Origin of the sequence: Anabaena sp. CA = ATCC 33047, from assembly GCF_963870205.1 — a bacterium.
Lineage (GTDB): Bacteria > Cyanobacteriota > Cyanobacteriia > Cyanobacteriales > Nostocaceae > Trichormus.
Window position 1 is genome coordinate 139,652 of the sequence record NZ_CAWMSA010000043.1, and the last position, 22,795, is coordinate 162,446.

Here is a 22,795-nt window from a genome sequence, read left to right on the forward strand (position 1 = left end):
AATGACCAATGACTAATAACTAATGACTAAATAAATACTTCTTCTACTCGGATTTGATGTTTGATTTCTAGGCTTTTGAGGTATTCTAGGGGTTCTGAGGGGTTAAAAAGTTTACCGTCAAATAGATGAATGGGGTTGTCTTCGCCGATGTCGAGTAAACCGAGGTCACGGGCAGCTGCGCCAAAGATGTCTGTACGACATACTCGTTCAATTACTTCTAGCCAGTTTTTCGGGAAAGGTGTGATACTCCAGCGTGCTAGCTGGGTAAGCATCCATAAGATTTCTGTGCGGTTGGGGTAGTTGGTTTTATTAAGATAAAACTGGTTGTAAGCTGTAAGTTCTTGGGGTGGTTGACCGTCACCACGATCATAAGGATCTATGAAACCAGGACGAATGTATGCAGGATTTACGTCTAGGTACTCAGGACGGCAGAGTAATTCTAAAATTTCTTTTCGGTGGCGGAGGTCGTCACAGTATTTGCAAGCTTCCAGAAGTGCTTTAATTAAAGCTAAATAGGTGTCTGGGTACTTTTGCGCCCATTCTTCCCGTACTCCCAAAACTTGCTTTGGCTGTCCTGACCAAATATCTAAAGCTGTAGCTGCCACAAAACCCAAGTCTTGATGGACAGCTTGATAGTTCCAAGGTTCTCCTGCACAGTAACCGTCAATATATCCGGCTTCGAGTTGGGCAACCATTTGTGTAGGTGGAATCACTTTCAGACTAATATCTCTATCGGGATCTATACCACCAGCCGCTAACCAGTAACGCAGAATTAAGTTTTGCATTGAAGCTGGATGCACTACACCCAAAGTGAGAATTTGGTCAGGAGTAGCCTTAATCGCTGCTTTTAAGTCAGTCAGACTCCGCACACCTTGGTTATATAATCTTTTACTAAAAGTGATGGCGTTAGCATTGCGAGAGAGATTGAGGGCGTTAACTACAGGAATTGACGCTTGATCACCAGCACCTAACGTCAGTAACAGGGGCATTCCTGCTAACATCTGGGCTGCATCTAATCTGCCACTGACAACATCGTTGGTGATTTCCTGCCAACTGTGAGCTTTAGTGAGGACAACATTATCTAAGCCGTACTTGGCAAAAAAACCTTTTTCTTGAGCAACAATTAAAGGCGCAGCATCAGTTAAGGGCATAAAGCCAATTTCTAGGACAGCTTTGGCTGTGCTGGCATGAGAGGTGACTAAACGCTGAGTTTGACGTTTCTTTGCTAGCTTTTGCTGATTGAGGAAATAAATAATTTCATTTCGGAGATTGTAGTAACTGGGATGCTTAACGACCTCCAAACGCTGACGGGGACGGGGAATAGGCACTTCCAGAATTTGTCCAATATGAGCTTCTGGCCCGTTAGTCAACATCACAACGCGATCGCTCAACAACAAAGCCTCATCCACATCATGAGTCACCATCACACAAGTAACCTGATGTTCATTGCAGATTCTCATCAATTGTTCCTGCAAACTTCCCCGTGTCAAAGCATCCAAAGCCCCAAAAGGTTCATCTAACAGTAACAACTTCGGACGAGTAGCCAAAGCGCGGGCGATCGCTACCCGTTGTTTCATCCCCCCAGACAAAGCCTTCGGACGCTTATTAGCCGCAGGACGCAGCCCCACCATATCAATATGTTCTTCAACAATGCCCCGACGCTCACCTTTAGGCTTACCTGAATAAACCTCATCCACAGCCAGCGCAATATTTTCTCTAACAGTCAACCAAGGAAGCAACGAATAATTTTGAAACACCACCATCCTATCAGGACTAGGATCACGAATTTCCCGTCCTTCCAAAGTCACACCGCCAATACTAGCTCTATCCAAACCCGCAATAATATTCAGCAGAGTAGACTTACCACAACCAGAATGACCAATTAAAGAAACAAACTCCCCCTTCTTAATCTTCAACTCAATATTTTTCAGAGCAATATATCTACCACCACTAGGCAAATCAAATACACGATCAACGTGATCAACCTCAACAAAAGTAGCCATTAGTCCTTAGTCCTTAGTCATTAGTCCTTAGTCATTAGTCCTTAGTCATTAGTCATTAGTCATGAGTTTTTCTCCTCCGCGCCCCTCCGCGTTTAACTCTTAACTTACTTCTGCTCAACCACAACCTTACTAGCAATAAAACCCACCAATTTATCTAACAACAAACCCACCAAACCGACATAAATCAGAGCCAAAATAATCTCACTCAAATTAGTTTCCGTACTCGTATTGTAAGCATCCCAAATAAACGAACCAATCCCCACACCACCGACTAACATTTCCGCCGCCACAATTGCCAACCAAGACAAACCAATCCCAATTCTCAAACCAGTAAAAATATAAGGAACCGTGGCAGGAAAAACAATTTTCAAGAAATACTTTACACCATTGAGTTTTAGAACTCTCGCCACATTGATATAGTCTTGAGGAATTTGTTGAACACCGACTGTAGTGTTGATAATAATCGGCCAGATTGAAGTAATAAAAATTACGAAAATGGCTGAAGGATTAGCCTGTTGAAATGCTGCTAAAGAAATAGGTAGCCATGCTAGAGGCGGAACAGTCCGCAAGACTTGAAATAGCGGGTCTACAGCGTTGTAAACTAATTGATTTGCGCCGATTAAAATCCCTAAAATAATCCCAGCGATCGCCGCTAATGAAAAGCCTAAACCAACCCTACCCAAACTACTAAGTATCTGCCAACCTAAACCCTTATCACTTTCACCATTATCAAAAAATGGATGAATAATAAATGGGTCGAAAGTTTCGGAAAAAGTTTCAATTGGCCCTGGTAACTCAAAGCTAGGATTTAAACAAAGCAATTGCCAAAGCACTAGAAAAATTCCTAATGCTACCAAGGGCGGCACAACTTTATTAAAAACAAATTTATTAAGATGATTGCGAGTTTTTTTTCTCAGCTTCCGACTTCCTAAAACAGCAGCCATACTTTCTATTTATTCCGTAATTTTTACAGTAGTTTGTCTGGAAAGGATAGGAGGGGCGGCACGCCACCCACCACTAATTACAGTTTCTTGATTTTCAAGCTTTGTAAATATGCTTCTGGGTTTTCCGGGTCAAATTTTACGCCATCAAAGAAAGTTTCAACCCCGCGAGAAATGCTAGTAGGAATTTCCGCATCAGCTACACCAATTGCCTTAGCTGCTTGTTTCCACAAATCTTCTCTATTTACTTGCTCAACCATTTCCTTGATTTTGGTATCTTTTGGCAGATAACCCCAACGAATATTTTCAGTTAAAAACCAAATATCATGGCTCTTGTAGGGATAGGAAGCATTATCAGCCCAGAACTTCATGCGATAAGCAAATTCTTTTTCGGTGCGTCCATCACCATAGTCAATATTACCTTTAGACCTTTCGACAATATCTGCGGCTGCAACGTTAAAATATTTACGATCAGCGCAAATTTTACACATTTCCTCTTTGTTTTCTTGTTTTTCGCACCATTGTTGAGCTTCTAGAACTGCCATTAACATCGCTTGTGCAGCGTTGGGATTTTGATCAACCCAATCTTTTCGCATGGCAAAGGCTTTTTCTGGGTGGTTATTCCATAACTCTCCGGTGACTAGGGCGGAATAACCTAATTTTTGGCTAACTAATTGAGCATTCCAGGGTTCTCCGACACAGAAAGCATCAACAGTACCAACTTTCATGTTGGCTACCATTTGTGGTGGTGGCACAGGTTCTAAAACTACATCTTGGTCAGGATTGATACCACCAGCCGCTAGCCAGTAACGTATCCATAAATCATGAGTTCCACCGGGAAAAGTCATACCTACTTTTAATGCTTTTTTATCGGCTTTGGCTTTATCTGCGGCTTCTTTTAGGGTTTTGCTTTGGAGATTAACTTGCAGTTCTTTAAACTTGTTAGCGACAGAAATACCCTGACCGTTTGTATTTAGTCGTGCCAAAATATACATTGGCACTTGGTCGTTAATAGTAATCAGGTAAGGCATGGGGCTGAGGATATGCGCGCCATCAATACCGCCACCGGCTGAACCAATTTTCAAGTTATCACGGGTGACAGGCCAAGATTTTTGTTTAATGACTTCAACATCCGTCATCCCATACTTAGCAAAGAAGCCTTTTTCTTTGGCAATAATCAGGGGTGCAGCATCCGTGAGGGCGATAAATCCGAGTTTGGCTTTAGTGGTTTCTACCTTTGGTGCGTTAGCTACTGTCGAAACGTTGGCGGCTGGATTTGCTGAGGGTGCTGACTCACCTGTAGTAGCTGAGTTGGAATTATTTGAGGTGCAACCATGAGCCAAAATAGAAGCTGCCGCCGCCGCGCCTGTAGTGAAAATAAATTTTCTTCTGGAAAAGTTAGTCATTTTGTTCTGTGTTAGTTGTTTATTAAGTAGGGACTGGGGATTGGGGACTGGGTAAAAGTTTTTCTTGTGCTGCTGCCTCTGCTCCCCTGCTCCCCTTTCTAGTTAGTGATCAGGGCTTCTTGCTTGGCTTTTGCGCCGAAGTGTTGAATGAGTAAGTCTCGTAATACTGGCTGTAAGTCTTCGCAGGGTATCGCTTTTTGAACGCAGTTACCTAATTTTGCGTCTTTACCGACTTTGCCACCCATATAAATGTCAACGCCTTCTACAGCTTTGCCATTTTTACGGGCTTTAGTTCCCATGAGGCCGATGTCTGCAACTTGGGGTTGTCCGCAAGAGTTGGGGCAACCTGTCCAGTGAATGCGGACTGGGTGAGTGAATGTTAATTCTGTTTCTAAGGCTTTGATGATGTTGAGGGCGCGGTTTTTGGTTTCGATGAGGGCGAAGTTGCAAAACTGTGCGCCTGTGCAGGAAACGAGCGATCGCCCTAATAAACCAGGATCAATAGAAAACCTCTCTAGTAAAGGATCGATGAATAATGTCCTCAACCGCGAGTCTGGAATATTGGGAATAATCACGTTCTGTTCTACAGTTAACCGGATTTCTCCACTGCCATAAACATCCGCTAACCGCGCCAGTTCAAACATATCTTCGGCATACAACCTACCCACAGGGATGTGCAAACCTACATAGTTTAATCCCGATTGCTTTTGTTGATAAACTCCGATGTGATCGCGTTTTTCCCAGTCGATTTCGTCTTTGGGTGCGGCGGGTAACAAGGATTTACCCAAACGCTTCTCCACCTCTAGACGAAATTTCTCTATACCCCATTCATCAATTAGCCACATCAGCCGAGATTTGAGGCGATTAGCCCTTAAGCCATTGTCTCGGTAAACTTCCAAAATCGCTTTACATACAGGTACTACTTCTTCTGGAGTCACCCAAGCATTCAGAGGAATTGCCGCCTCACAACGTTTGGCAGAAAAGAAGCCTCCAACTAGGATGTTAAAACCGAAGATTGGCGATTGAGAAAAATCTTGCCCAGTCCCCAGTCCCCAGTCCCCAGTCCCTTCCTTAAACGCTGGCACGAATGCTAAATCGTTTATTTCTGCATGAACAGAATTGTCTCGTCCACCTGCGATCGCTATATTAAATTTACGTGGCAGGTTACTAAATTCTCGGTTGCCTTGCCCTTTGTTGGTGAACATATCTTGAATTTGTTGCACCAATTCGCGGGTGTCATACAACTCATCTGCATCCAAACCCGCCACCGGATCACCTGTAATGTTGCGGATGTTGTCCATCCCTGATTGAACGCTGGTTAAACCAACAGCATGAAATTTATTGAAGATATCAGGTAAGTCTTCAATTCGGATGCCTCGCAATTGAATATTCTGTCTGGTGGTAATATCAGCGTTGCCATCATCTCCGTAACGTTGCACTACCTCGGCTAACGCACGCATCTGCTCGCTGTTGATAATACCATTCGGCATCCGCATCCGCATCATGAACTTACCGGGAGTCACTGGACGAAAAAATACACCCACCCACTTCAGTCGATGATCTCTGTCTGTTGCGTCCATTGCTTCCCACCCCAAGGCGGCAATTTTTTCGATTTCCTCCTTGATAGCTAGCCCATCTTTTTCGGCTTTGAATTTCTCAAACTTATTCAGACTGGTTTTGCTGGTAGTTGCTATATCCGTCATAAGTTGACTCTTGTTATCATTGCTCATCCACTAAGAACCTGTTCAGGTTTCTGCCCAATATCAATCGACTCGTAGTTTTACGAGGTTTAATCTGAAAAATAAATATTGATTTATACCTGAATAGTTTTCCGCAAAAGCGGTTTACAGAAATTGATTTGCAACTTAGTGATTGTCGTTGCTATCAAATTCAAAATTAAACTGTTTGTGATTTGTAATTAACTCGCAGGGTGCCGCCTGTTTTTCACTGAACGAATTTGTAATCTTTTACATTGGCTGATTTTGTCAAGTTGTTGGTGTGAATGTTTATGTAACAATTTCCATACTTATAAGGTTATGTTGGGATTTACGATAAAATCGTATAACTAGCTACAAAATTTTAGTAATAATGCTGAAAATAAATTCTATTTATGCGTTTTTTGCATAACATCCCCATTCTCAGTATAAAGAAGCAGAGGAAACAGGGGGAGAAAAGCTAATAACTAATGACTAATAACTAATGACTAATAACTAATAACTATGAAACGTCGTGATTTTATAAATTGGGTGGGTTTGGGTTGGATAGCGAGTAGCTTACCTGTGGCTATTGCCGCTTGTACTTCTAACAACACCACACCGACAACTTCAGCTACAAATGATTGGCAAACAGTCGGTACTGTGGCTGAATTAGACAAAGCGGGGCAATTACTTGTTAATGACTCACCGGCTGCTGCTGTGTTAGTCGTAGGTACATCTACAGCTAAAAATCTGATTGCTGTAAATCCCACCTGTACCCATCAAGGTTGTACGGTGGCATGGCAAGCAGCATCTCAAAAATTTGTCTGTCCTTGTCATGGTGCAGAATATGGAGTTGATGGTACAGTACAAAAAGACCCAGCTACCAAGCCACTCAAAACTTACGCCGCCAAGATTGAGGGCAGTTCAGTTGTAGTTAAGCCAATCTAGTCTCAGTCAGCAATAAGTAGTGATGATTGCGTCTGTTTCTCAATGCTTATTTACTTAGCTGGAGTCTTCAGAATTAACAAAACTCAACATTTAAGTAAGCTATTGTGAACAATATCGGGCAGATTTCGATGCAAGCACAAGCAGCTGATGATGCGGCTGATTTGTCATCGCTAATTCAAGATTTACTGGAGTTGATGTTGGCGAATGACTCTCAAGATTCCGCAACAGCTAATTCAAACAATATTTTAGAATTAGCACTGGCAATTTTGGAGATGGGAGATTTTCAACAGCGTTGGGATGTTGCCAAGGTGCTGACTCAATTAGGAAGTAAAGCCATTCCGTCATTGATTGCCATTTTAAAAGATGAAGATGCAGAGGATGAATTACGCTGGTTTGCCGCCAGAATTTTGGGTGAATTACAGCATCCAGATGCAATTCATGCTTTAGTGGAATTATTTCAAGCTAGTCAGGATGAGGAACTTCAAGCGATCGCCGCTACAGCTTTAGGACAAATGGGTACTGTGGCTATTCCCGTACTGACTCAAATGCTCTCCTGTGATCATACAAGACTTTTGGCAGTGCGATCGCTCGCCTATATTCGCACCTCAGACACTATCACACCCCTATTAACTGTAGTAGAAGATTCCCAAGCAGCAGTACGTACAGCAGCCATTGAAGCCCTCAGCAGTTTTCATGACCAACGTGTACCACCTATACTATTAACAAGCTTAGATGATGTAGCACCTGCTGTCAGGCGTGTTGCCATCCAAGGTTTAGGTTATCGCCCAGACTTATGTGCAGAACTTGATTTAGTCACGCGACTACAAGCCAAACTGTATGACTTGAATATTGAGGTGTGCTGTACAGCCGCAGTTGCCCTGGCGCGCATGGGTGGCGATGCTGCTGTGAAGCAATTGTTTACAGTTCTGGTTTCACCCCATACACCAATTCCCCTACAACTGGAAATTATCCGCGCTTTGATTTGGGTGGAAACATTATCTGGTTTGGAATGTTTACAACAGGCATTAAATCACACGACCTCAGAAACATTATGGCAGGAAATTGTCACCGTTCTGGGACGAGTCCAAAAGCCAGAATTAACCACCGCAGCTACAGCCATTCTGTTAAATCTCCTGTCATCTCCACATCCAGCGACAAAAATTAACAGTGTTAAAAGTGCGATCGCTTTATCTTTAGGACATCTGGGTTGTCTGCAAGCTACTCCACTTTTAACCCAAATGCTGGATGATACCGATGAATTTGTCCGACTCCATGCGATCGCTGCACTGACAAAACTTGATGTTATTTATCAGTAATTTGTCCAGCAGTTAACAATACTTCTTTGCCGCATCAGTGGGATCAATTATAGAACTTACACAACTGGCATATTTAGTAGGGTGTGTCAGACATCAAAAATATGTTTATTAACAGTATTTAAACAGTCTGTCGCACCTACAAGACATTTGTAATGTGACACTTGCATAAGTCCTAATCTAATTTTTTGAGATTTAAAAGTTATCTTTTAGCAATCAAATGCTTAAGAACCATTTTTTTACGTAACATTATCGTAAAAAACGGAACTATTAGTTTTAATTTGATACAATCTAATTTACTTTTATGGTGTATCAAAGATAATTATGTCCAATGAATTAATTATTATCTTGTACAGTATATTACTTTTATTGTGGTCAGAGGGATCAGATAATGTTGATCAAAACGATGATAAAAGTAAGGCTGAATCAGCAAAAAGTCCCCAAGCACAGGTTTATGAACCTCCAAAATTAGAAGAAATTGGCAGAATAGACAACTTAGTGCCTCCAAATCAACCCGGTGCTGGATTTCCTACCTTTAGTTAATAATATGCCAAACTAAAGGGCTACTATTTGATTGTGGAAAAATCCCATCTTCCTCAACCCTTGTTCTGTGTCTTCTGTTAATCACTGAATTAAACCGGACTTCTAGATGAGTTAAACATGAGAATTTCGGTTTAAATAGAATTTATAAATATAACTATGTTAAGTGATGTAAACTTATAGAAATCGATTTCGTGGTAAGGACTAAAGTCCTGATTTTAGGACTAAAGTCCTGACTACAAACCTTTAATTATTGACGCTGTTCTACTTATTAACAAAGGTTTTAGTTTTGCAGCGCATTGATTGAGCATCATCAGTACACAAGCAGCCAATTGGATAAATAGTAATAAATTGTACAAAAAATTAATATACTTTTTCTGATGGCGAATGCAGCCTAGTTCACCTAGACATCCACTAAAGTTTGGTGTAGCTAACTCGGCTTCACTTGTGCTGTAATATCATGTCCGGCTAATTACTTATGATAAGTTTTCGATGCTGATCTTTTCCCTTTTCTCTTTTCTTGTTCCCTGTTAAGAGTTCCCTACCCCATCAGATATGATAACTATTCAAACGGACATGATATAAGATATAAATGGACAAGAAAAGCTGTATCAAAGTTGACTAAATTTTTGATAAAAATCCGTTAACTTAAATAAAAGCCATAAATGTAATTCAGGCTACACATACCATGCGACTAGAACAGTTGCAAGCGTTTCTGGCGATCGCAGAAACAGGCAGCTTCCAAAAAGCAGCACAAAAATGTGGTGTCACCCAATCGACGATTAGCCGCCAAATCCAATCATTGGAGGCTGATTTGGGTGTGGAATTGTTTCATAGAAGCAATCACGCCAAGCTGACTTTAGGGGGTGAACGCTTGTTACCTCGCGCCCGGAAAATTTGTCAAGAATGGGAGACTGCCACCCAAGAGTTAACAGATTTAGTGGCGGGAAAGCAGCCAGAATTATGTGTTGCGGCTATTCATTCCCTATGTGGTTCTTACTTACCACCGATATTACAAAAATTTTGTCGTGACTATCCCGATGTGCAGTTGCGGGTAACATCTTTGGGAAGCGATCGCGCCTTGAAAGTCCTGAAAGATGGTTTAGTAGATTTAGCAATAGTCATGAATAACCGCTTTCTCACCACTGGTAGGGAGATGGTGGTAGAAGTGCTTTATGATGAACCAATCGAAGTCTTGATTGCAGCTAACCATCCCCTAGCCCAGCATGAATTTGTGCCTTGGTCGGAGTTAGTGCGTTATCCCCAAGTAGTATTTAAAGATGGGTATGGGATGCAACGGCTGATTCAAGAGAAATTTGAACGCTTAGAAGCTACCCTACAAGCAGCCTTAGAAGTCAATACCCTAGATGCGTTTCGGGGAGTAGTGCGCCAAGGTGAATTAATCGCTTTACTACCGAATTCGGCATTAGTCGAAGCACGCCTTGATCCTACTTTAGCAGTTCGCCCTTTGGCGGGTAGTGGTTCAACCTCTGATGGTTCTAACTTAACTCGTCGGGTAGTGATGGTAACTACTCAAGACAGATTACAAATTCCGCCAATTAAACATTTTTGGCAACTGGTACGAGAAAATATCCCTCCCCAATTTCACCAACAGCGATCGGCCTCATAAAGTTATCATTAGTCAAATGTCCACAGTTAAAAGTCCCCAGTTTCAAACTTGACTGTTGACTCTTGACCATTGACTATTGACTTATTTGACCCTCCCCTGGCTATTAAAAACTCGCTTTGCTCGTTTTTAATGTCAAGCCAGGGGATTCTAAGAAGTTGTTCCGAATGGGACTAAAGCCACCATTCTCCACTTCTCTAATTTAAGAAGATTAAACCTTCTTGGGGCAGTCAAAGACCCTCTAGACACTCTGGTAAAACCTTTGTGCTTACTTTTAATTCCAATGTTAAGCGAACCATTCAAGTCGCTGTTAACTAAATGTCCATTCTTTGTCCTATACAATCCCCGTTTAATTCGTTTACCAGAAAACTGGTATTCTTTGGGATTGTCAGCATTGTAAACAGGTATTTCATCACCATCGACGGCACTAGCCTTGCTGGTGTACGATTCTTCCTGTTCAATGTATTTCAAGCCATACCTTTCACACATTGCTTTCAATTTGAAACGCAAGCTGTGAAAAGGTATCTGGACAAAGTTTTGGTTATTGCGTCCACCAATATTGATTTCCTGCTTGATGCCAGGGTTATACCCAACAATCAAGTTAGCAATCTGATTATGGATGCAGTGATTGATAATAAATCGTGCTGTTTTGTTCAGGTAATCTCTAACTTGGTTATTACGTTTTGCCAAAAGTTTCACCTGTTGATTGGTGATATTTTTAATTCCTTGCCTATCTTTAACAGATTGCAATTGGGCATTACGCTTGTTGAACCACTGGTTAATAGCTTTAATTGGTTTACCATCCACAAGAAAGGATGCCCCATTGGTATCAACACAAGCTGCGAGATTATCGACTCCCAAATCAATACTGAGAGCATCGTCGGATTTGATTTCTATGGGTTCTGGTTCAATTTCGCTGATAAATTCAACCTCAAAATATCTAGCATTGTATTTTGGATGAATCCTGACTTCCTTAATTTGATTGATGTTAAGTCTTTTTGGGAACGGAATCCAGATTTCTCCAAATTGCTTTCTAAAAGCATTGGACATGGGAACTCTAAATTTCCCATCCTTAACAACAATTCTGGGAATTATCAGCAAGAAATAACCATCTTTAGGCAGGTAATTAGGAAGCTTCACTTTTTGTTGATAACTTCCGCTTTTGACTGCACTAATCAATCCGTAGAAGCTTTTAAAGGTTCTGTCTACCACTTTCAATGTTTGCTGTGCAATGTCTGTATTGAGAAACTTGTAATTCTCATTCATTTTGCACAGATGGTAGGCAGATTCATAACGTAAGTGTTTATGTTCCTGAAAGAAGTATTGCCGCACTGTGTACAAACCTACGTTATAGAGATTTTTACTCAGTCGGCACAACTGCAAGAGAGCAACAAATTCAGACTTATTCAGTTCTCTGATTTGGTTCTTTTGCGTCAGATACATAAAACAATTTTCGCTACATCTAGAAGATTACAGCGAAATTGTTGTCTATTCAACAAGAAAAACTGTGGGATAAATCCCACCGTGTCGTTTTTCCTCCACTGGCTTCTAGCCAGTGGTTTCCAAACTCCCGTGAGGTTTCTGATGAGTATTTTATTCAGGGAATTGCTGAAAAAGGTAGGCAGTGGCAACCATACAGGTGAGAGTTTAACTCGTGCGGAAGCAGCCACCGCCACTAAAATGATGTTATTAGGTGAAGCTACACCAGCCCAAATTGGTGCGTTTTTAATTGCCCACCGCATCAAACGCCCCACAGGAGAAGAATTAGCGGGAATGTTGGATGCTTACGAGGAACTGGGGCCAAAACTGCAACCAATCACCTCTACACATCCAGTCATAGTTTTTGGTCAACCTTATGATGGTAGAACCCGTACAGCACCAATTAGCCCGATAATCGCCCTGATGCTGGCTGCCGTCGGACAACCAGTAGTGATGCACGGAGGCGATCGCCTCCCGACAAAATACGGTTTACCATTAGTAGATATTTGGCAAGGGTTAGGCATTGATTGGACTAACCTATTATTGGCACACACCCAAGAAGTCTTCGAGGAAACAGGCATCGGCTTTGTTTATCCGCCTCAGCATTTTCCCTTAACTCAAAGTCTTTGGGAATACCGGGAGCAATTAGGCAAACGTCCCCCCTTAGCGACAATGGAATTAATTTGGTGTCCTTATGCTGGGGATGCTCATATAGTAGCGGGGTTTGTGCATCCGCCCACAGAAGCAATGTTTCAAGTAGCCTTGAGACTGCGGGGAGTCAGCAAATTTACCTTAGTCAAGGGATTAGAAGGTAGTAGTGATTTACCGCGCGATCGCACAGCCATCATTGCCCTATCTCAAGCATCCCCAGAAATCCAAAGATTACTTCTCTCACCCCATGATTACGGGTTTACTACTAAAAACGTCCCCCTGACAACTACCGAAGAATTACTAGCTCAAATTCAGGGCGTGTTAGCTGGTAAACCTAGCGAACTACTGCAAACAGCCTTATGGAATGGCGGATTTTATCTTTGGCGGAGTGGGATTTGTGATGATATGCAATCAGGTATAGCCAAAGCGGAAGAATTATTATCTAGTGGAATAGTCGCCCACAAACTCGAACAACTCACTCAGGTAATTAACACAGTTTCAGGAAAAACCTTTCAGCTTTTTTAAAAGGGAACAGGGAACGGACAACAGGCAACACTCCCATCCCCATACTTAACACTTCTAGGGCGAGGTGGTCAAAATAATTTTAATTTTTGTAAAATTTAGCTTAAGTCATATCTTGCACCATTCTCAATAAGCGTAAGGCGATGCACTGCCAACAACCTAAAATTAAGGGTTTGAACAACTTGCAAGCAATGCCCACCCTACAAAAATTATCATTAAGGAACAGGTGCAAGATGTGTGTTAACAATCAAGAGGCGGGAATTTTCCCGCCTTTATTTTTATTCCCTATTCCCTATTCCCTGTTCCCTGTTCCCTGTTCCCTGTTCCCTGTTCCCTGTTCCCTGTTCCCTTTTATCCGTGAATCGTCACAACTGTCTGCTGAATTCTGGTGTCAGTCAGCAAAGGCAAAAATCGGTGAATTAGTCCGATTGTCACGGCGGGGAGTTCCAACTGCGGTGTCAGTCCTACATCTTCCAGAGGTTGGAAAATACGGATAGCTTGAGGATTCTTCTCTGCTAGACGGCGGCCAATGTCTGGCCCCGTAAATTGGGACTTCTGCCCCCAAATAATTGCCGTTGGTGTGGTTAACTGTTGGATGTAGAGGGATAAATCAAAGCACAAGTCACCCCGAACAAAAGACAGGGCTGCATATTCAGCATTAGGCTGTTGGGCAGATTCTAGATAAGCTGCCACAATTTCCTCATAGATACGGTTAGATTGGGCAAATTGCCGTTGTTCTAAGAAACTACGGATACCGCCGCTAGTAGCAACACCAGTGCTATATAAGAAACGGTCGAGAACAGGAACACTAATAATCTGAGCAAACCAACTGCGGGAGTAGTCCTCACCAAAGTCAGACAGTCCGGCTGGTGTGACGAGAATTAAAGACTTGAATAGATGGGGATGGGTGATAGCTACTCGAATTGTAAACGCTGCTGTCAGAGAAGAAGCGATCGCTGTCACTGGCCCTGTACAAGTTTGCTCAACAAACTCTCGAATTACCGTCAAATAATCCTCAATCTTGTAATTCCTCGCTGGATGTTCCGACTGACCCCATCCAATTAAATCTGGGGCGAGAATGCGATAATTAGCCGCAAAAGCCGGATAAACCTTAGACCACTCATAAGATGAAGACCCACCACCAAAACCATGAAGAAATACCAAAGTTTCTTGGTTTGATTGTGCGCTTCTGTTGTCCTGCCAAAGTGAACCAGTGGCAGTATAATACACCATCTTACCTAGGGAGGTAATGATAGAACGTTGTTCAAATCCCTGTGGCTGAAACATAAGCCTATGTTATCGATGATTATGGTTTCTCAGCGCAGGTGACAGTTGTTCGACTTCAAAATCATCAATAAATACAAACAAAAGCATCTTGACTTTTGAAGCACAACTAAGTCTTATTTATATTTCCCACAATTGCTATTATCCACTAACTGATAATTTTGACACCTCTGGCCAGCGTCAGATTAAGGCTCAATCAAGTTACCGAATAATCACCTAGTTACGCACCAAAAAATAAAGTAGCTTAATTATAAGACTTGCGTAGTCCTATCAGTAATACAATATAGACAATTTGGAAATAGGTAGGTAGACACTGTGGCAAAGGCTTTATCTTCTTGGCAGCAATTGATTAACCAGACGCTTAACTTGCTGCTTCCAGAGTTTAAAACCAAAGCCACCAAGCAACGATTTTGGCGGCGTTTCTCAGAGCCAGGAGCTATTCTTGGCTGCTTGACAATCGTCGTTGCTATGCTGTTGTGGAACTGGAAATTACTCTTGGCTTTGCTAGTTGGGATTGGGGTGATGTTACTGGTCTACTCAATGCAAAAATGGAATTGGCAACTGCATTGGGTAGAAATTAAAAAGTTTCTCCATAGCCCAAACCGTCAATTAGTCTTAGCCGTCAGCAGTGGGGGAATTGCCACTCTCAGCACTTACATGGCGGCGGCAATTTGGACAGACTCCCACAGCCATTGGATAGCGACTGGTGCTATTGTCCAAGGTCTGGGGACATTATTTACTTTAATTTTGTTAGTCTGGCAAATTGTCAACTTTTACAGCCAGCGTGAGGAAAACAGCTTTGAGCAGTTGTTACTGCATCTGACAGAACCAGACCCCATTAAGCGGTTGATTGCTGTACGTAGATTGACTAAAATCATCACTCGTCAGTCAATCGATGCTGCACACCAGCAAGATGTGGCGCAATGTTTGCACCTCCTCCTCAGTCGCGAAGCAGAAACAGCAATTCGAGACGCTGCTTTGGAAAGTTTACAAATATTGCAACGGGAGGAGTTACCATCTACCCCCTTGCCAACTCTCAAGCCGCTAGCAACTAAAGTTAAAGTCCGCGTTACTTCTTAGTGGAGAGCTTTCGCAGCTTTCAAAGCAGGTGAGAAGAACTTTTACCAGTCAACAGTCAAACATCCTCATTTAACTACTGATTGTCGATACAGTCTGCCATTACGGACTTGCACTACTGGCTTGTTACAACGACGGACTAATTGCTCATCATGGGTGGTGACAATTACCGTCGCCCCAAAAGAATTTAATTTTTGGAGAATTTGCATTACTTGCCAGGAATTATCAGGATCAAGGTTGCCTGTGGGTTCATCAGCTAAAATTAACGGTGGTGTTGCCACAATCGCCCGCGCAATACTGACTCGCTGTTGTTCTCCCCCTGAAAGTTGATCAGGAAAACAATCAGCTTTAGCCAGCAAACCCACCAGTTTTAAGGTAGGTTCTAAGCGTCTTTGAATTTCTTTGCGGGTGTAGCCTTGAGCTTCTAAGACAAAAGTGACATTTTCCGCGACTGTGCGCTGGTAAATTAACTTATAGTCTTGAAAGATAATACCAATACGTCGCCGAAATAAAGACAAGCGATCGCCCCGCAAACTTGATACATTACATTCATTGACAATCACTTCACCCTGTGTAGGTAACTCCCCACCATACAGCAGTTTTAACAGTGTAGACTTACCAGAACCACTAGGCCCCGTAACAAACAAGAATTCTTTTTGTTTCACCTCTAGATTCACATCCAACAAAGCATGGCAGCCATTACCATAGGTTTTTGTCACAGAGCGTAATTGCACCATGTTACTAGGACTACAATTTGGCGGCTGAGTGGCACTATCATTTTGAGCAGCAGTAGTTACTGGATTTGTTAATCTGTTGACTGTTGACTGGGTAAAAGTTTTCTCCCCCTGCTCCCCTGCTCCCCTGCTCCCTCTGCTCCCCTGTTCCCTCATTTCCCTCATCCCCATTTCCCCAGGATTCTGAAATTTTGTAGGCGTAAGCCTTGCCGTTCGCGTGAGCGTCTCCGATAGGAGAAGGCTATTTTGAATTTTGTACGCCTTTGGCGTTCCCGCAGGGTATTTTGAATTGATTTGTACCCCCTACTCCCCATTCCCGATTCCCTGAATTTAAGTTGCACTTCTGGCTGTGAATCGATAAACAAAGGCTTTGATAGCAAACTTGGGTAAAGCTAACATCCGCCGCCAACGCCAAGGTTCTTTATACAACCGATATAGCCATTCCAAATTATTATTACCCAACCATGCCGGGGCGCGAGATTTTGTCCCTGACCAAATATCAAAACTGCCACCGACACCAATCCAAATTGCTTGGGGACACAAATGACGGTTTTGGGCAATCCATAATTCTTGACGTGGTACTCCCAAACCCACCAAAATTACTTGGGGTTGCAATTGCGCCAGAGTTTGCTGCAATTGTTGTTCTTCTTCAGCCGAATGGTAGCCGGAGTGAGTACCCGCTATGTGCAGACTCGGAATTTGCTGTTGCCAAAAGGCTGCGGCTTGTGCAGCGACTCCCGGCGCACCGCCATAGAAAAACACTTGTTTGTCTATCTGCTGTTGTCCCATAGCGTGTAACAGCTTTTCTGCTAGTTCAATACCGGGACAACGTTGAACTTTTTGCCAAAGTAGCCACTGCAAATACAGCACTACCCCCGCACCATCTGGAATCACCAACTCGGCATTTTCAATGACATTAGCTAAGGAAGGATTTTGCTGCGCTTGCATCGTCATTTCTGCATTCAGGGTGATGACATGACTGCCTCGACTGTGTTGCAAGCAATCCAGCAACCAGCCTGCATAGTCATTCATCACATGCACTGGTATTCCTAACACCGAAAACACTTTAGGCATTTGAAACATAGCCCTACTTTTAATTAGCCTCACACCAGATGATCTCGAACGATAGTTTATCAAATTTTTTAATAGGGTGTGTGTGAGTCTTGGGTGAGAGTAAAACTTGGTAAACTACCGTGCTGAGGCAAAAGCAACGATACTGTAGGAACTGGATATTGATTATTTTCAGTAATAACAACAGCTTATAATTGATCAGCAGCTTTTATCATCGATTTCTGACAAATGCCGCGTAAATTAACTTTTTTAGACTATCAATACGCTACTATCATAGGTCAAGTATCGGCACAAACCTGGAAATTCCCTACTAAGAATGCTCTGCAACGATTGACAATAGGTAATTTTTGGGGCTTGAGTCGGGAATTGACCGAGACTTGACCTAATATTAAACAATCATATCATTTGTCTGAGCCTCATAAGTAAAAACTCTATATTTGTCTGTGAACATAATTATTTACACTGCATCTATTAAGTCATTTCAGTGAGGGTAACGGGTAGAAGCGGACTATGAGTAAAATTCGGATTGCGCTGATTGAAGATCATGACCTTACCCGCGTGGGTATTCGCACAGCTTTACAACAAAGGGAAGAAATTGAAGTAGTAGGTGAAGCTGCTAATGCTACGGAAGGAATGAAGTTGTTAAAAAAAATACAGCCAGATATAGCGATTGTCGATATTGGTCTACCAGATAAAGACGGTATTGAACTCACAAGGGAGTTAAAATCTACTAATAACGGCGATGAGCTAGAAACTAAAGTATTAATTCTTACACTTCAGGATAATAAAGAATCTGTGTTGGCGGCGTTTGCGGCTGGGGCTGACTCCTACTGCATGAAAGACATTAAGTTTGATAATTTGGTGGAAGCGGTGAAAGTAACTTACAATGGTCATGCTTGGATAGATCCAGCGATCGCACGCATTGTATTACAACAAGCGAAACAAAATCCCACCAAAACGGATACTGCTGCCGCCGCCGAGCCAAAAAATGCTGCCCCCAGCCTGGATGTCACAGAAAACCAGGATATCTTTGATCCCTGCGCTCTCACCGACAGAGAATTAGAAGTGCTACAGTTAATTGTCGAAGGTTGTAGCAACGCCGTAATTGCCGAACGCCTTTACATCACAGTCGGGACAGTAAAAACCCATGTCCGTAATATCTTGAACAAGCTATCCGCCGATGACCGCACTCAAGCAGCTGTCCGTGCTTTACGTTCTGGATTAGTGGGTTAATCTGCAATTTTTCCTCACCTAGAGTTAAATTGAGTTACAAAATTTAAGAGTAAAGTTATACTGATAAATATAAAACTATTGCTGAAAATCATCACGTTTTCAGCGAATTTTCGTGATTTGCTGCGATAGGGATTGTACTATCTCGCTGATAAATTATCCGTAAATGAAAATCAAATATGACGGAACCCAAGGTAGAAAAACTCAAGCTCATGGTCGTTGATGATGAGCCAGATAACTTAGATTTACTCTACCGTACTTTTAGGCGCAATTTCCAGGTATACAAAGCCAATCATCCCCATAACGCCTTGGCAATTCTAGAGCAAGAAGGCGAAATGGCGGTAATTATCTCAGACCAAAGAATGCCAGGAATGAATGGGACTGAATTTCTCAGTCATACAGTTGAAAGCTTTCCTGACACGATTCGGATTTTACTGACTGGTTTTACCGATGTGGAAGATTTGGTAGACGCGATTAACTCAGGTCAAGTATTCAAGTACATTACCAAACCTTGGAGTCCTGAACAGCTAAAAATTATAGTCGAACAAGCTACTGACACCTATCGCTTAGTTAAAAAGCGCACCCAAGAATTAGGTCGGGCTTTGCGGCGAGAATCTTTATTTAATGCGGTAACAACGGCAATTCGAGAATCATTGGATTATGAAAGTATGCTGCAAAAAATTGCCGCTACTATCGGAGAAACCTTTGATGCTACTTATTGCCTACTCCAACCCGTAGCAGGTGACAGCCTGACAACAAACCAATTTTTCTATCAAAATCCAGTAATTCCTGTTACAGATAATACTTTTAACCCCAGTATTTTAATTGAGAAAGTCCTAGAAACTGGTGAATATCAAATTGCTCAAGATACAGATGCAGGTAAAACTTGTAACTACTTAGTTGTCCCCCTGAGTTACCAACAACACCTGCTGGCTGTGCTAGCTTTATGTCAGTGGGGAGAAGATTATCCTTGGCATGAGGAAGAAATTCAACTGATTGCTGGTGTGGCTGAACAAGCTGCTTTAGCCCTTTCCCAAGCCAAACTTTACCAGCGTCTTCAGGAAAAGCAAGAGCAAATCAAAGCTGAGTTAGAGGTTGCCCGGCAAATTCAACACAACCTGCTACGCCAAACTTTACCAGATATTCCAGGCGCAAAGATCCAAGCTTGCTGCTACCCAGCGCGAGAAGTGGGAGGTGATTTTTTTGAGGTGTTCGTGCATCCCAAAGGGAATTTATGGTTAGCCGTTGGTGACGTTTCCGGTAAGGGTGTACCGGCTGCTTTATTCATGGCTAGTGCCATTTCCGTATTGCGTCGGGAATTATCTCAGGAAACACCGGCAGATCCGAATGTAGTTATACATAATCTTAACAATGCTTTATGTCATGACTTAATGGGCAACAATTGCTTCATTACTTTAGTCTTGGCTTGTTATCACCCTACTACCAGAGAACTGAGATATGCCAACGCTGGACATATCTATCCCCTGGTTTGGTCACGCCAAGCCACGAAAGTAGAACCACCGAACTATCTGAAAGTCCGGGGTATTCCTATAGGAATATTACCTAAGTGGCAAGCCCAATCAGGTCATTTAGTTCTCGCGCCTGGAGACACATTACTGCTAGCCAGTGATGGCATCACAGAAGCAATGGTATCAAATAACTTTTTAGAATCCGCAAAGTCCGAGGGTGGCGTTTCACCAGTCAGCCGTTTTATGCTGAAACAAGATGGTCTGTGGCAAATATTACAAACACAAGCACAACCACTGTCTCTCAATGATTTATTGGCTCGCATCCAGGCAGATAACCCCGTTCAAGAAGATGACCAAACTATACTCTCACTGGAGGTTTTTTAACAGATGAAAAGTGAACTTCATGTTCCAAGTGACTTGAATTATTTAAACATCGTCGAAAACTGGTTGCTGGGATGCTTGAAAGTCCAGCTAGGAGATTCTGTTGATTGGTCTAGACAGTCGAGCCGTTTTCGCCTAGCGTTAGTAGAAGCATACTCCAACGTAGTCCGCCATGCTCACCAGCAGAAGTCTAGTATCCCCATTTTGCTGCGTTTGGAACTCAAAGAGCGAGATTTGGCTTTAGAAGTTTGGGACTATGGTACTGGTTTTGATGTGTCTGATTATTTTCCACCTAATCCTGTAGACAAACAAGAAGGTGGTTATGGATGGCTAATTATGAGTCGGTTGATGGATAAGGTGGAATACCAGTTACACGTTAATGGTGCTAACTGTCTCAAGTTAGAAGCTAGGATACCAGAACTAGCGCAAGAACTGGCAGTTTAGTTTGATTTTCATAAAGAATTTTGCACCTCATCAAATACTTGGAGACGAAACCAGGTATTTATCAGGTGATGTGGAGTATTTTTTTATTCAGAATAATTACCTGAGAACCCTTTTCCAATTGTAGGCAAGGGTCTTTTTATTTGGGGAAATCTGTATATATACTGAAATATACTCCCATATCAACACAATACCACTAATTGATAAAACTTAACACTATTGCTAACTTTTGCTAATTTTATTTGATCTATTACAGATAATTATTCAATACTTAAATAGTAAGCTGGCATTCACGTTGTCGGATTGCTACGTGAAGCAGTGGGAAATGTCCCTAAATCCAAGTCGAATTCATGATTGCACCTATGAAAGACTTATTTTGCTTATCACCACGCTATCGTCTTGATGATTCCCACTGGTTGGAGGGAATTGATCCCAGTCGTCATTACTGGCTAGCAGTGAATGGAGATCAAAAGTCAATCATAGGTCTGCCTGGTTTGATGGTTTCTTCCATGAGTGAACTGAAGCAGTTTATGCGTGAGTTCCGCAATCTCCAACCAGGAGAAAAAATGACTGTGGCTAGGGTAGCCAGTGTTGTGACAATTCACTGTGTTGGTTCTAACTGCTATGCCTTAGAAGCGGAAATCAATGGTGCTTTGGTTTGGCATTTGTTTGACCAAGAAACTTTAGATAGTTTGTTGATGACAGCACACCCAGATTGGCAATGTGCGCCATCAGACGTTGAGTTGGGTAGAAAATTATTAATGCGCTCTTTGCAAGCCGCAATGGTGACTCCTCAATAGGAAATAGTTATGATTCACGGCGCAAAGCTAATAATTCTTGGGGAGAAGCTAAAAGTTTGATTTTAGCCTCGGTAATTTGCTTGTGTTCGTTGAGGATAAATATCCATAGGACGTTAACACCACACCAAGAAGTCTGTGCTTTGCCCGTAACTTGGACTTGGATGTGATGATTTTCCCAGGGTTCAGTGATTCCTTGCTGGGGATCAGCTTTGATGTCTTGAGCTTCTTGTTGTAAATAAGTAGCGATCGCATCTACCCCGACAATACCAGATTCAAAGGGTGGATACATCACACCTTCTGTTGCAAACAAAGCCGCAGTTGCTAGAAAATCTCCGGCGTTTAAGGTGGCGAAATACTCCAGGATGGTAGGTTCTGTGATTCCTGGGATGGCATTCACACTGTTGGACGCACTGGATAAAGATTCAGCTGCTCTCATCAAATTACCTCATTACGCTAGCTGAACATCAATTAAAATCGAAGCTTAGATATAAAAAAAGCTGCTATTGGGATGTATACCCATAACAGACAGTCTTACTTAGGGAAGAATTTGTTCCCAGACTGATCATCTGGGAACTAAAACAGGTGTGACATTGAGGTTGGAAAGATATTGATAGCCCATTAATCAGCTAAGGGATCAACACCCATATCAGACACTACTCGACGCAAAACTGTGATTTGTTGCCCAAAGTCTAGTTGCTTGAGTGCTTCTAGTACCTGAGAACCATCACGAGAGATTTTATAGCCTGTGGGGACAGGGATAACAAAACCTTTGACCATTAATTCTGATAATTCGTACCAGAAAGCTAGCTTTGTATTCGCGCTGAAAATACCGTAGGAGCGAGTAAATTGGGTATTTCTCTTAGCAGCTAAGTCACGCATGACTTCTAGTTGCTCTGCGTGAGACATTTGCTTAATTTGATTTAACAAACCTTCTGCTAACTGTAAACGAGCAGCACCTGTAGCAGCAGGTGTAATTGAACGACCCATTTCTGTGTAAGCGTACCATAACACTGCTAATTGGTCATCTACGCTGAGGCTTTGAAATACAGCAGTGGTGGCAGCAACAGCATCACCAGTCTGGATACCGTTAACAGCTTGAGACAGGCGAATTGAAGAGGAATCAGAAGTGAATGTCATGATTGCACCACAGTCTATGTGTATAAGTGGGCTGTGTTTTCGTT

20 protein-coding genes are annotated in these 22,795 nt (G+C 42.3%); 10 read left to right on the top strand and 10 right to left on the bottom strand.

From position 1 onward, the window contains the following. Positions 1 to 26: 26 nt before the first annotated feature. The 4 genes from AACS98_RS11665 to AACS98_RS11680 form a co-directional block, all read right to left on the bottom strand. Entirely contained in the window at positions 27 to 2,003 is a 1,977-nt protein-coding gene (locus AACS98_RS11665; protein WP_066379927.1) for an ABC transporter ATP-binding/substrate-binding protein, read from the bottom strand. Between the two features lie 104 nt (positions 2,004 to 2,107). Then, positions 2,108 to 2,947 (bottom strand): nitrate ABC transporter permease, encoded by an 840-nt coding sequence (ntrB, locus tag AACS98_RS11670; RefSeq protein ID WP_066379928.1) that lies wholly within the window; start codon positions 2,945 to 2,947, stop codon positions 2,108 to 2,110. Between the two features lie 77 nt (positions 2,948 to 3,024). After that, positions 3,025 to 4,350 (bottom strand): CmpA/NrtA family ABC transporter substrate-binding protein, encoded by a 1,326-nt coding sequence (locus tag AACS98_RS11675; RefSeq protein ID WP_066379932.1) that lies wholly within the window; start codon positions 4,348 to 4,350, stop codon positions 3,025 to 3,027. 98 nt (positions 4,351 to 4,448) lie between these two features. Beyond that, positions 4,449 to 6,053 carry a ferredoxin--nitrite reductase gene (locus AACS98_RS11680; protein WP_066380087.1) on the bottom strand — a complete coding sequence of 535 codons (1,605 nt, stop codon included), beginning with the start codon at positions 6,051 to 6,053 and terminating at the stop codon, positions 4,449 to 4,451. Positions 6,054 to 6,569: 516 nt separating this feature from the next. On the opposite strand from AACS98_RS11680, the gene AACS98_RS11685 reads away from it, so the two are divergent. The 4 genes from AACS98_RS11685 (at position 6,570) to AACS98_RS11700 (ending at position 10,478) form a co-directional block, all read left to right on the top strand. After that, positions 6,570 to 6,995, top strand: coding sequence for a QcrA and Rieske domain-containing protein (locus AACS98_RS11685; RefSeq protein WP_066379935.1), 426 nt, complete (start codon positions 6,570 to 6,572; stop codon positions 6,993 to 6,995). A 104-nt stretch (positions 6,996 to 7,099) separates the two neighbouring features. Next, a complete protein-coding gene (locus AACS98_RS11690) occupies positions 7,100 to 8,311 on the top strand; it encodes a HEAT repeat domain-containing protein (protein WP_066379938.1) in 1,212 nt (403 codons plus the stop codon). Between the two features lie 321 nt (positions 8,312 to 8,632). Further along, positions 8,633 to 8,851 (top strand): hypothetical protein, encoded by a 219-nt coding sequence (locus AACS98_RS11695; RefSeq protein ID WP_066379940.1) that lies wholly within the window; start codon positions 8,633 to 8,635, stop codon positions 8,849 to 8,851. Positions 8,852 to 9,536: 685 nt separating this feature from the next. Continuing rightward, positions 9,537 to 10,478 (top strand): LysR family transcriptional regulator, encoded by a 942-nt coding sequence (locus AACS98_RS11700; protein ID WP_066379942.1) that lies wholly within the window; start codon positions 9,537 to 9,539, stop codon positions 10,476 to 10,478. 147 nt (positions 10,479 to 10,625) lie between these two features. Here the strand turns inward: AACS98_RS11700 and AACS98_RS11705 are convergent, their stop codons facing one another. Then, positions 10,626 to 11,918, bottom strand: a complete 1,293-nt coding sequence (locus tag AACS98_RS11705; protein WP_066379945.1) for an RNA-guided endonuclease InsQ/TnpB family protein — start codon at positions 11,916 to 11,918, stop codon at positions 10,626 to 10,628. 141 nt (positions 11,919 to 12,059) lie between these two features. Between AACS98_RS11705 and AACS98_RS11710 the strand changes: the two genes are divergently transcribed. Next, complete coding sequence (locus AACS98_RS11710; protein WP_066379948.1) at positions 12,060 to 13,130, top strand: anthranilate phosphoribosyltransferase family protein; 1,071 nt, start codon at positions 12,060 to 12,062, stop codon at positions 13,128 to 13,130. Positions 13,131 to 13,478: 348 nt separating this feature from the next. On the opposite strand, the gene AACS98_RS11715 is transcribed toward AACS98_RS11710, so the two are convergent. Further along, positions 13,479 to 14,414: an alpha/beta fold hydrolase gene (locus tag AACS98_RS11715; RefSeq protein ID WP_066379951.1), complete on the bottom strand. Its 936-nt coding sequence runs from the start codon at positions 14,412 to 14,414 to the stop codon at positions 13,479 to 13,481. Positions 14,415 to 14,726: 312 nt separating this feature from the next. Between AACS98_RS11715 and AACS98_RS11720 the strand changes: the two genes are divergently transcribed. Beyond that, the gene (locus AACS98_RS11720) at positions 14,727 to 15,491 is read left to right on the top strand and encodes an armadillo-type fold-containing protein (RefSeq protein ID WP_066379954.1); all 765 of its coding nucleotides are present in this window, start codon (positions 14,727 to 14,729) and stop codon (positions 15,489 to 15,491) included. Between the two features lie 65 nt (positions 15,492 to 15,556). Here the strand turns inward: AACS98_RS11720 and ftsE are convergent, their stop codons facing one another. Next, positions 15,557 to 16,225, bottom strand: coding sequence for a cell division ATP-binding protein FtsE (gene ftsE, locus AACS98_RS11725; RefSeq protein WP_066380089.1), 669 nt, complete (start codon positions 16,223 to 16,225; stop codon positions 15,557 to 15,559). A gap of 327 nt (positions 16,226 to 16,552) precedes the next feature. Then, a complete protein-coding gene (locus AACS98_RS11730) occupies positions 16,553 to 17,305 on the bottom strand; it encodes a WecB/TagA/CpsF family glycosyltransferase (protein ID WP_066379955.1) in 753 nt (250 codons plus the stop codon). Positions 17,306 to 17,803: 498 nt separating this feature from the next. Here AACS98_RS11730 and AACS98_RS11735 point away from each other — a divergent pair, with 498 nt between their 5' ends. The 4 genes from AACS98_RS11735 (at position 17,804) to AACS98_RS11750 (ending at position 21,614) form a co-directional block, all read left to right on the top strand. Further along, on the top strand, positions 17,804 to 18,526 hold the full coding sequence (locus AACS98_RS11735; RefSeq protein ID WP_066379957.1) for a response regulator: 723 nt from the start codon (positions 17,804 to 17,806) through the stop codon (positions 18,524 to 18,526). A gap of 176 nt (positions 18,527 to 18,702) precedes the next feature. Continuing rightward, entirely contained in the window at positions 18,703 to 20,376 is a 1,674-nt protein-coding gene (locus AACS98_RS11740) for a SpoIIE family protein phosphatase (RefSeq protein WP_066379960.1), read from the top strand. A 3-nt stretch (positions 20,377 to 20,379) separates the two neighbouring features. Continuing rightward, the gene (locus tag AACS98_RS11745) at positions 20,380 to 20,817 is read left to right on the top strand and encodes an ATP-binding protein (RefSeq protein ID WP_066379961.1); all 438 of its coding nucleotides are present in this window, start codon (positions 20,380 to 20,382) and stop codon (positions 20,815 to 20,817) included. Between the two features lie 359 nt (positions 20,818 to 21,176). Further along, positions 21,177 to 21,614, top strand: coding sequence for a hypothetical protein (locus AACS98_RS11750; RefSeq protein ID WP_066380091.1), 438 nt, complete (start codon positions 21,177 to 21,179; stop codon positions 21,612 to 21,614). Positions 21,615 to 21,621: 7 nt separating this feature from the next. Here AACS98_RS11750 and AACS98_RS11755 read toward each other — a convergent pair whose 3' ends face one another. Together AACS98_RS11755 and AACS98_RS11760 are read right to left on the bottom strand one after the other, a co-directional pair. Then, positions 21,622 to 22,050: a nuclear transport factor 2 family protein gene (locus tag AACS98_RS11755; RefSeq protein ID WP_066379962.1), complete on the bottom strand. Its 429-nt coding sequence runs from the start codon at positions 22,048 to 22,050 to the stop codon at positions 21,622 to 21,624. A gap of 182 nt (positions 22,051 to 22,232) precedes the next feature. After that, positions 22,233 to 22,751, bottom strand: coding sequence for an orange carotenoid protein N-terminal domain-containing protein (locus tag AACS98_RS11760; protein WP_066379965.1), 519 nt, complete (start codon positions 22,749 to 22,751; stop codon positions 22,233 to 22,235). Between the last annotated feature and the right edge of the window lie 44 nt (positions 22,752 to 22,795).

Bases quoted from the DNA above. Each gene is read 5' to 3' on its own strand.
- AACS98_RS11680 (WP_066380087.1), bottom strand. From the start codon at position 6,053: ATGACGGATATAGCAACTACCAGCAAAACCAGTCTGAATAAGTTTGAG.
- AACS98_RS11675 (WP_066379932.1), bottom strand. From the start codon at position 4,350: ATGACTAACTTTTCCAGAAGAAAATTTATTTTCACTACAGGCGCGGCG.
- AACS98_RS11705 (WP_066379945.1), bottom strand. From the start codon at position 11,918: ATGTATCTGACGCAAAAGAACCAAATCAGAGAACTGAATAAGTCTGAA.
- AACS98_RS11715 (WP_066379951.1), bottom strand. From the start codon at position 14,414: ATGTTTCAGCCACAGGGATTTGAACAACGTTCTATCATTACCTCCCTA.
- AACS98_RS11685 (WP_066379935.1), top strand. From the start codon at position 6,570: ATGAAACGTCGTGATTTTATAAATTGGGTGGGTTTGGGTTGGATAGCG.
- AACS98_RS11755 (WP_066379962.1), bottom strand. From the start codon at position 22,050: ATGAGAGCAGCTGAATCTTTATCCAGTGCGTCCAACAGTGTGAATGCC.
- AACS98_RS11700 (WP_066379942.1), top strand. From the start codon at position 9,537: ATGCGACTAGAACAGTTGCAAGCGTTTCTGGCGATCGCAGAAACAGGC.
- ntrB (WP_066379928.1), bottom strand. From the start codon at position 2,947: ATGGCTGCTGTTTTAGGAAGTCGGAAGCTGAGAAAAAAAACTCGCAAT.
- AACS98_RS11665 (WP_066379927.1), bottom strand. From the start codon at position 2,003: ATGGCTACTTTTGTTGAGGTTGATCACGTTGATCGTGTATTTGATTTG.
- AACS98_RS11760 (WP_066379965.1), bottom strand. From the start codon at position 22,751: ATGACATTCACTTCTGATTCCTCTTCAATTCGCCTGTCTCAAGCTGTT.
- AACS98_RS11735 (WP_066379957.1), top strand. From the start codon at position 17,804: ATGAGTAAAATTCGGATTGCGCTGATTGAAGATCATGACCTTACCCGC.
- AACS98_RS11710 (WP_066379948.1), top strand. From the start codon at position 12,060: ATGAGTATTTTATTCAGGGAATTGCTGAAAAAGGTAGGCAGTGGCAAC.
- AACS98_RS11745 (WP_066379961.1), top strand. From the start codon at position 20,380: ATGAAAAGTGAACTTCATGTTCCAAGTGACTTGAATTATTTAAACATC.
- AACS98_RS11740 (WP_066379960.1), top strand. From the start codon at position 18,703: ATGACGGAACCCAAGGTAGAAAAACTCAAGCTCATGGTCGTTGATGAT.
- AACS98_RS11750 (WP_066380091.1), top strand. From the start codon at position 21,177: ATGAAAGACTTATTTTGCTTATCACCACGCTATCGTCTTGATGATTCC.
- ftsE (WP_066380089.1), bottom strand. From the start codon at position 16,225: ATGGTGCAATTACGCTCTGTGACAAAAACCTATGGTAATGGCTGCCAT.
- AACS98_RS11695 (WP_066379940.1), top strand. From the start codon at position 8,633: ATGTCCAATGAATTAATTATTATCTTGTACAGTATATTACTTTTATTG.
- AACS98_RS11730 (WP_066379955.1), bottom strand. From the start codon at position 17,305: ATGTTTCAAATGCCTAAAGTGTTTTCGGTGTTAGGAATACCAGTGCAT.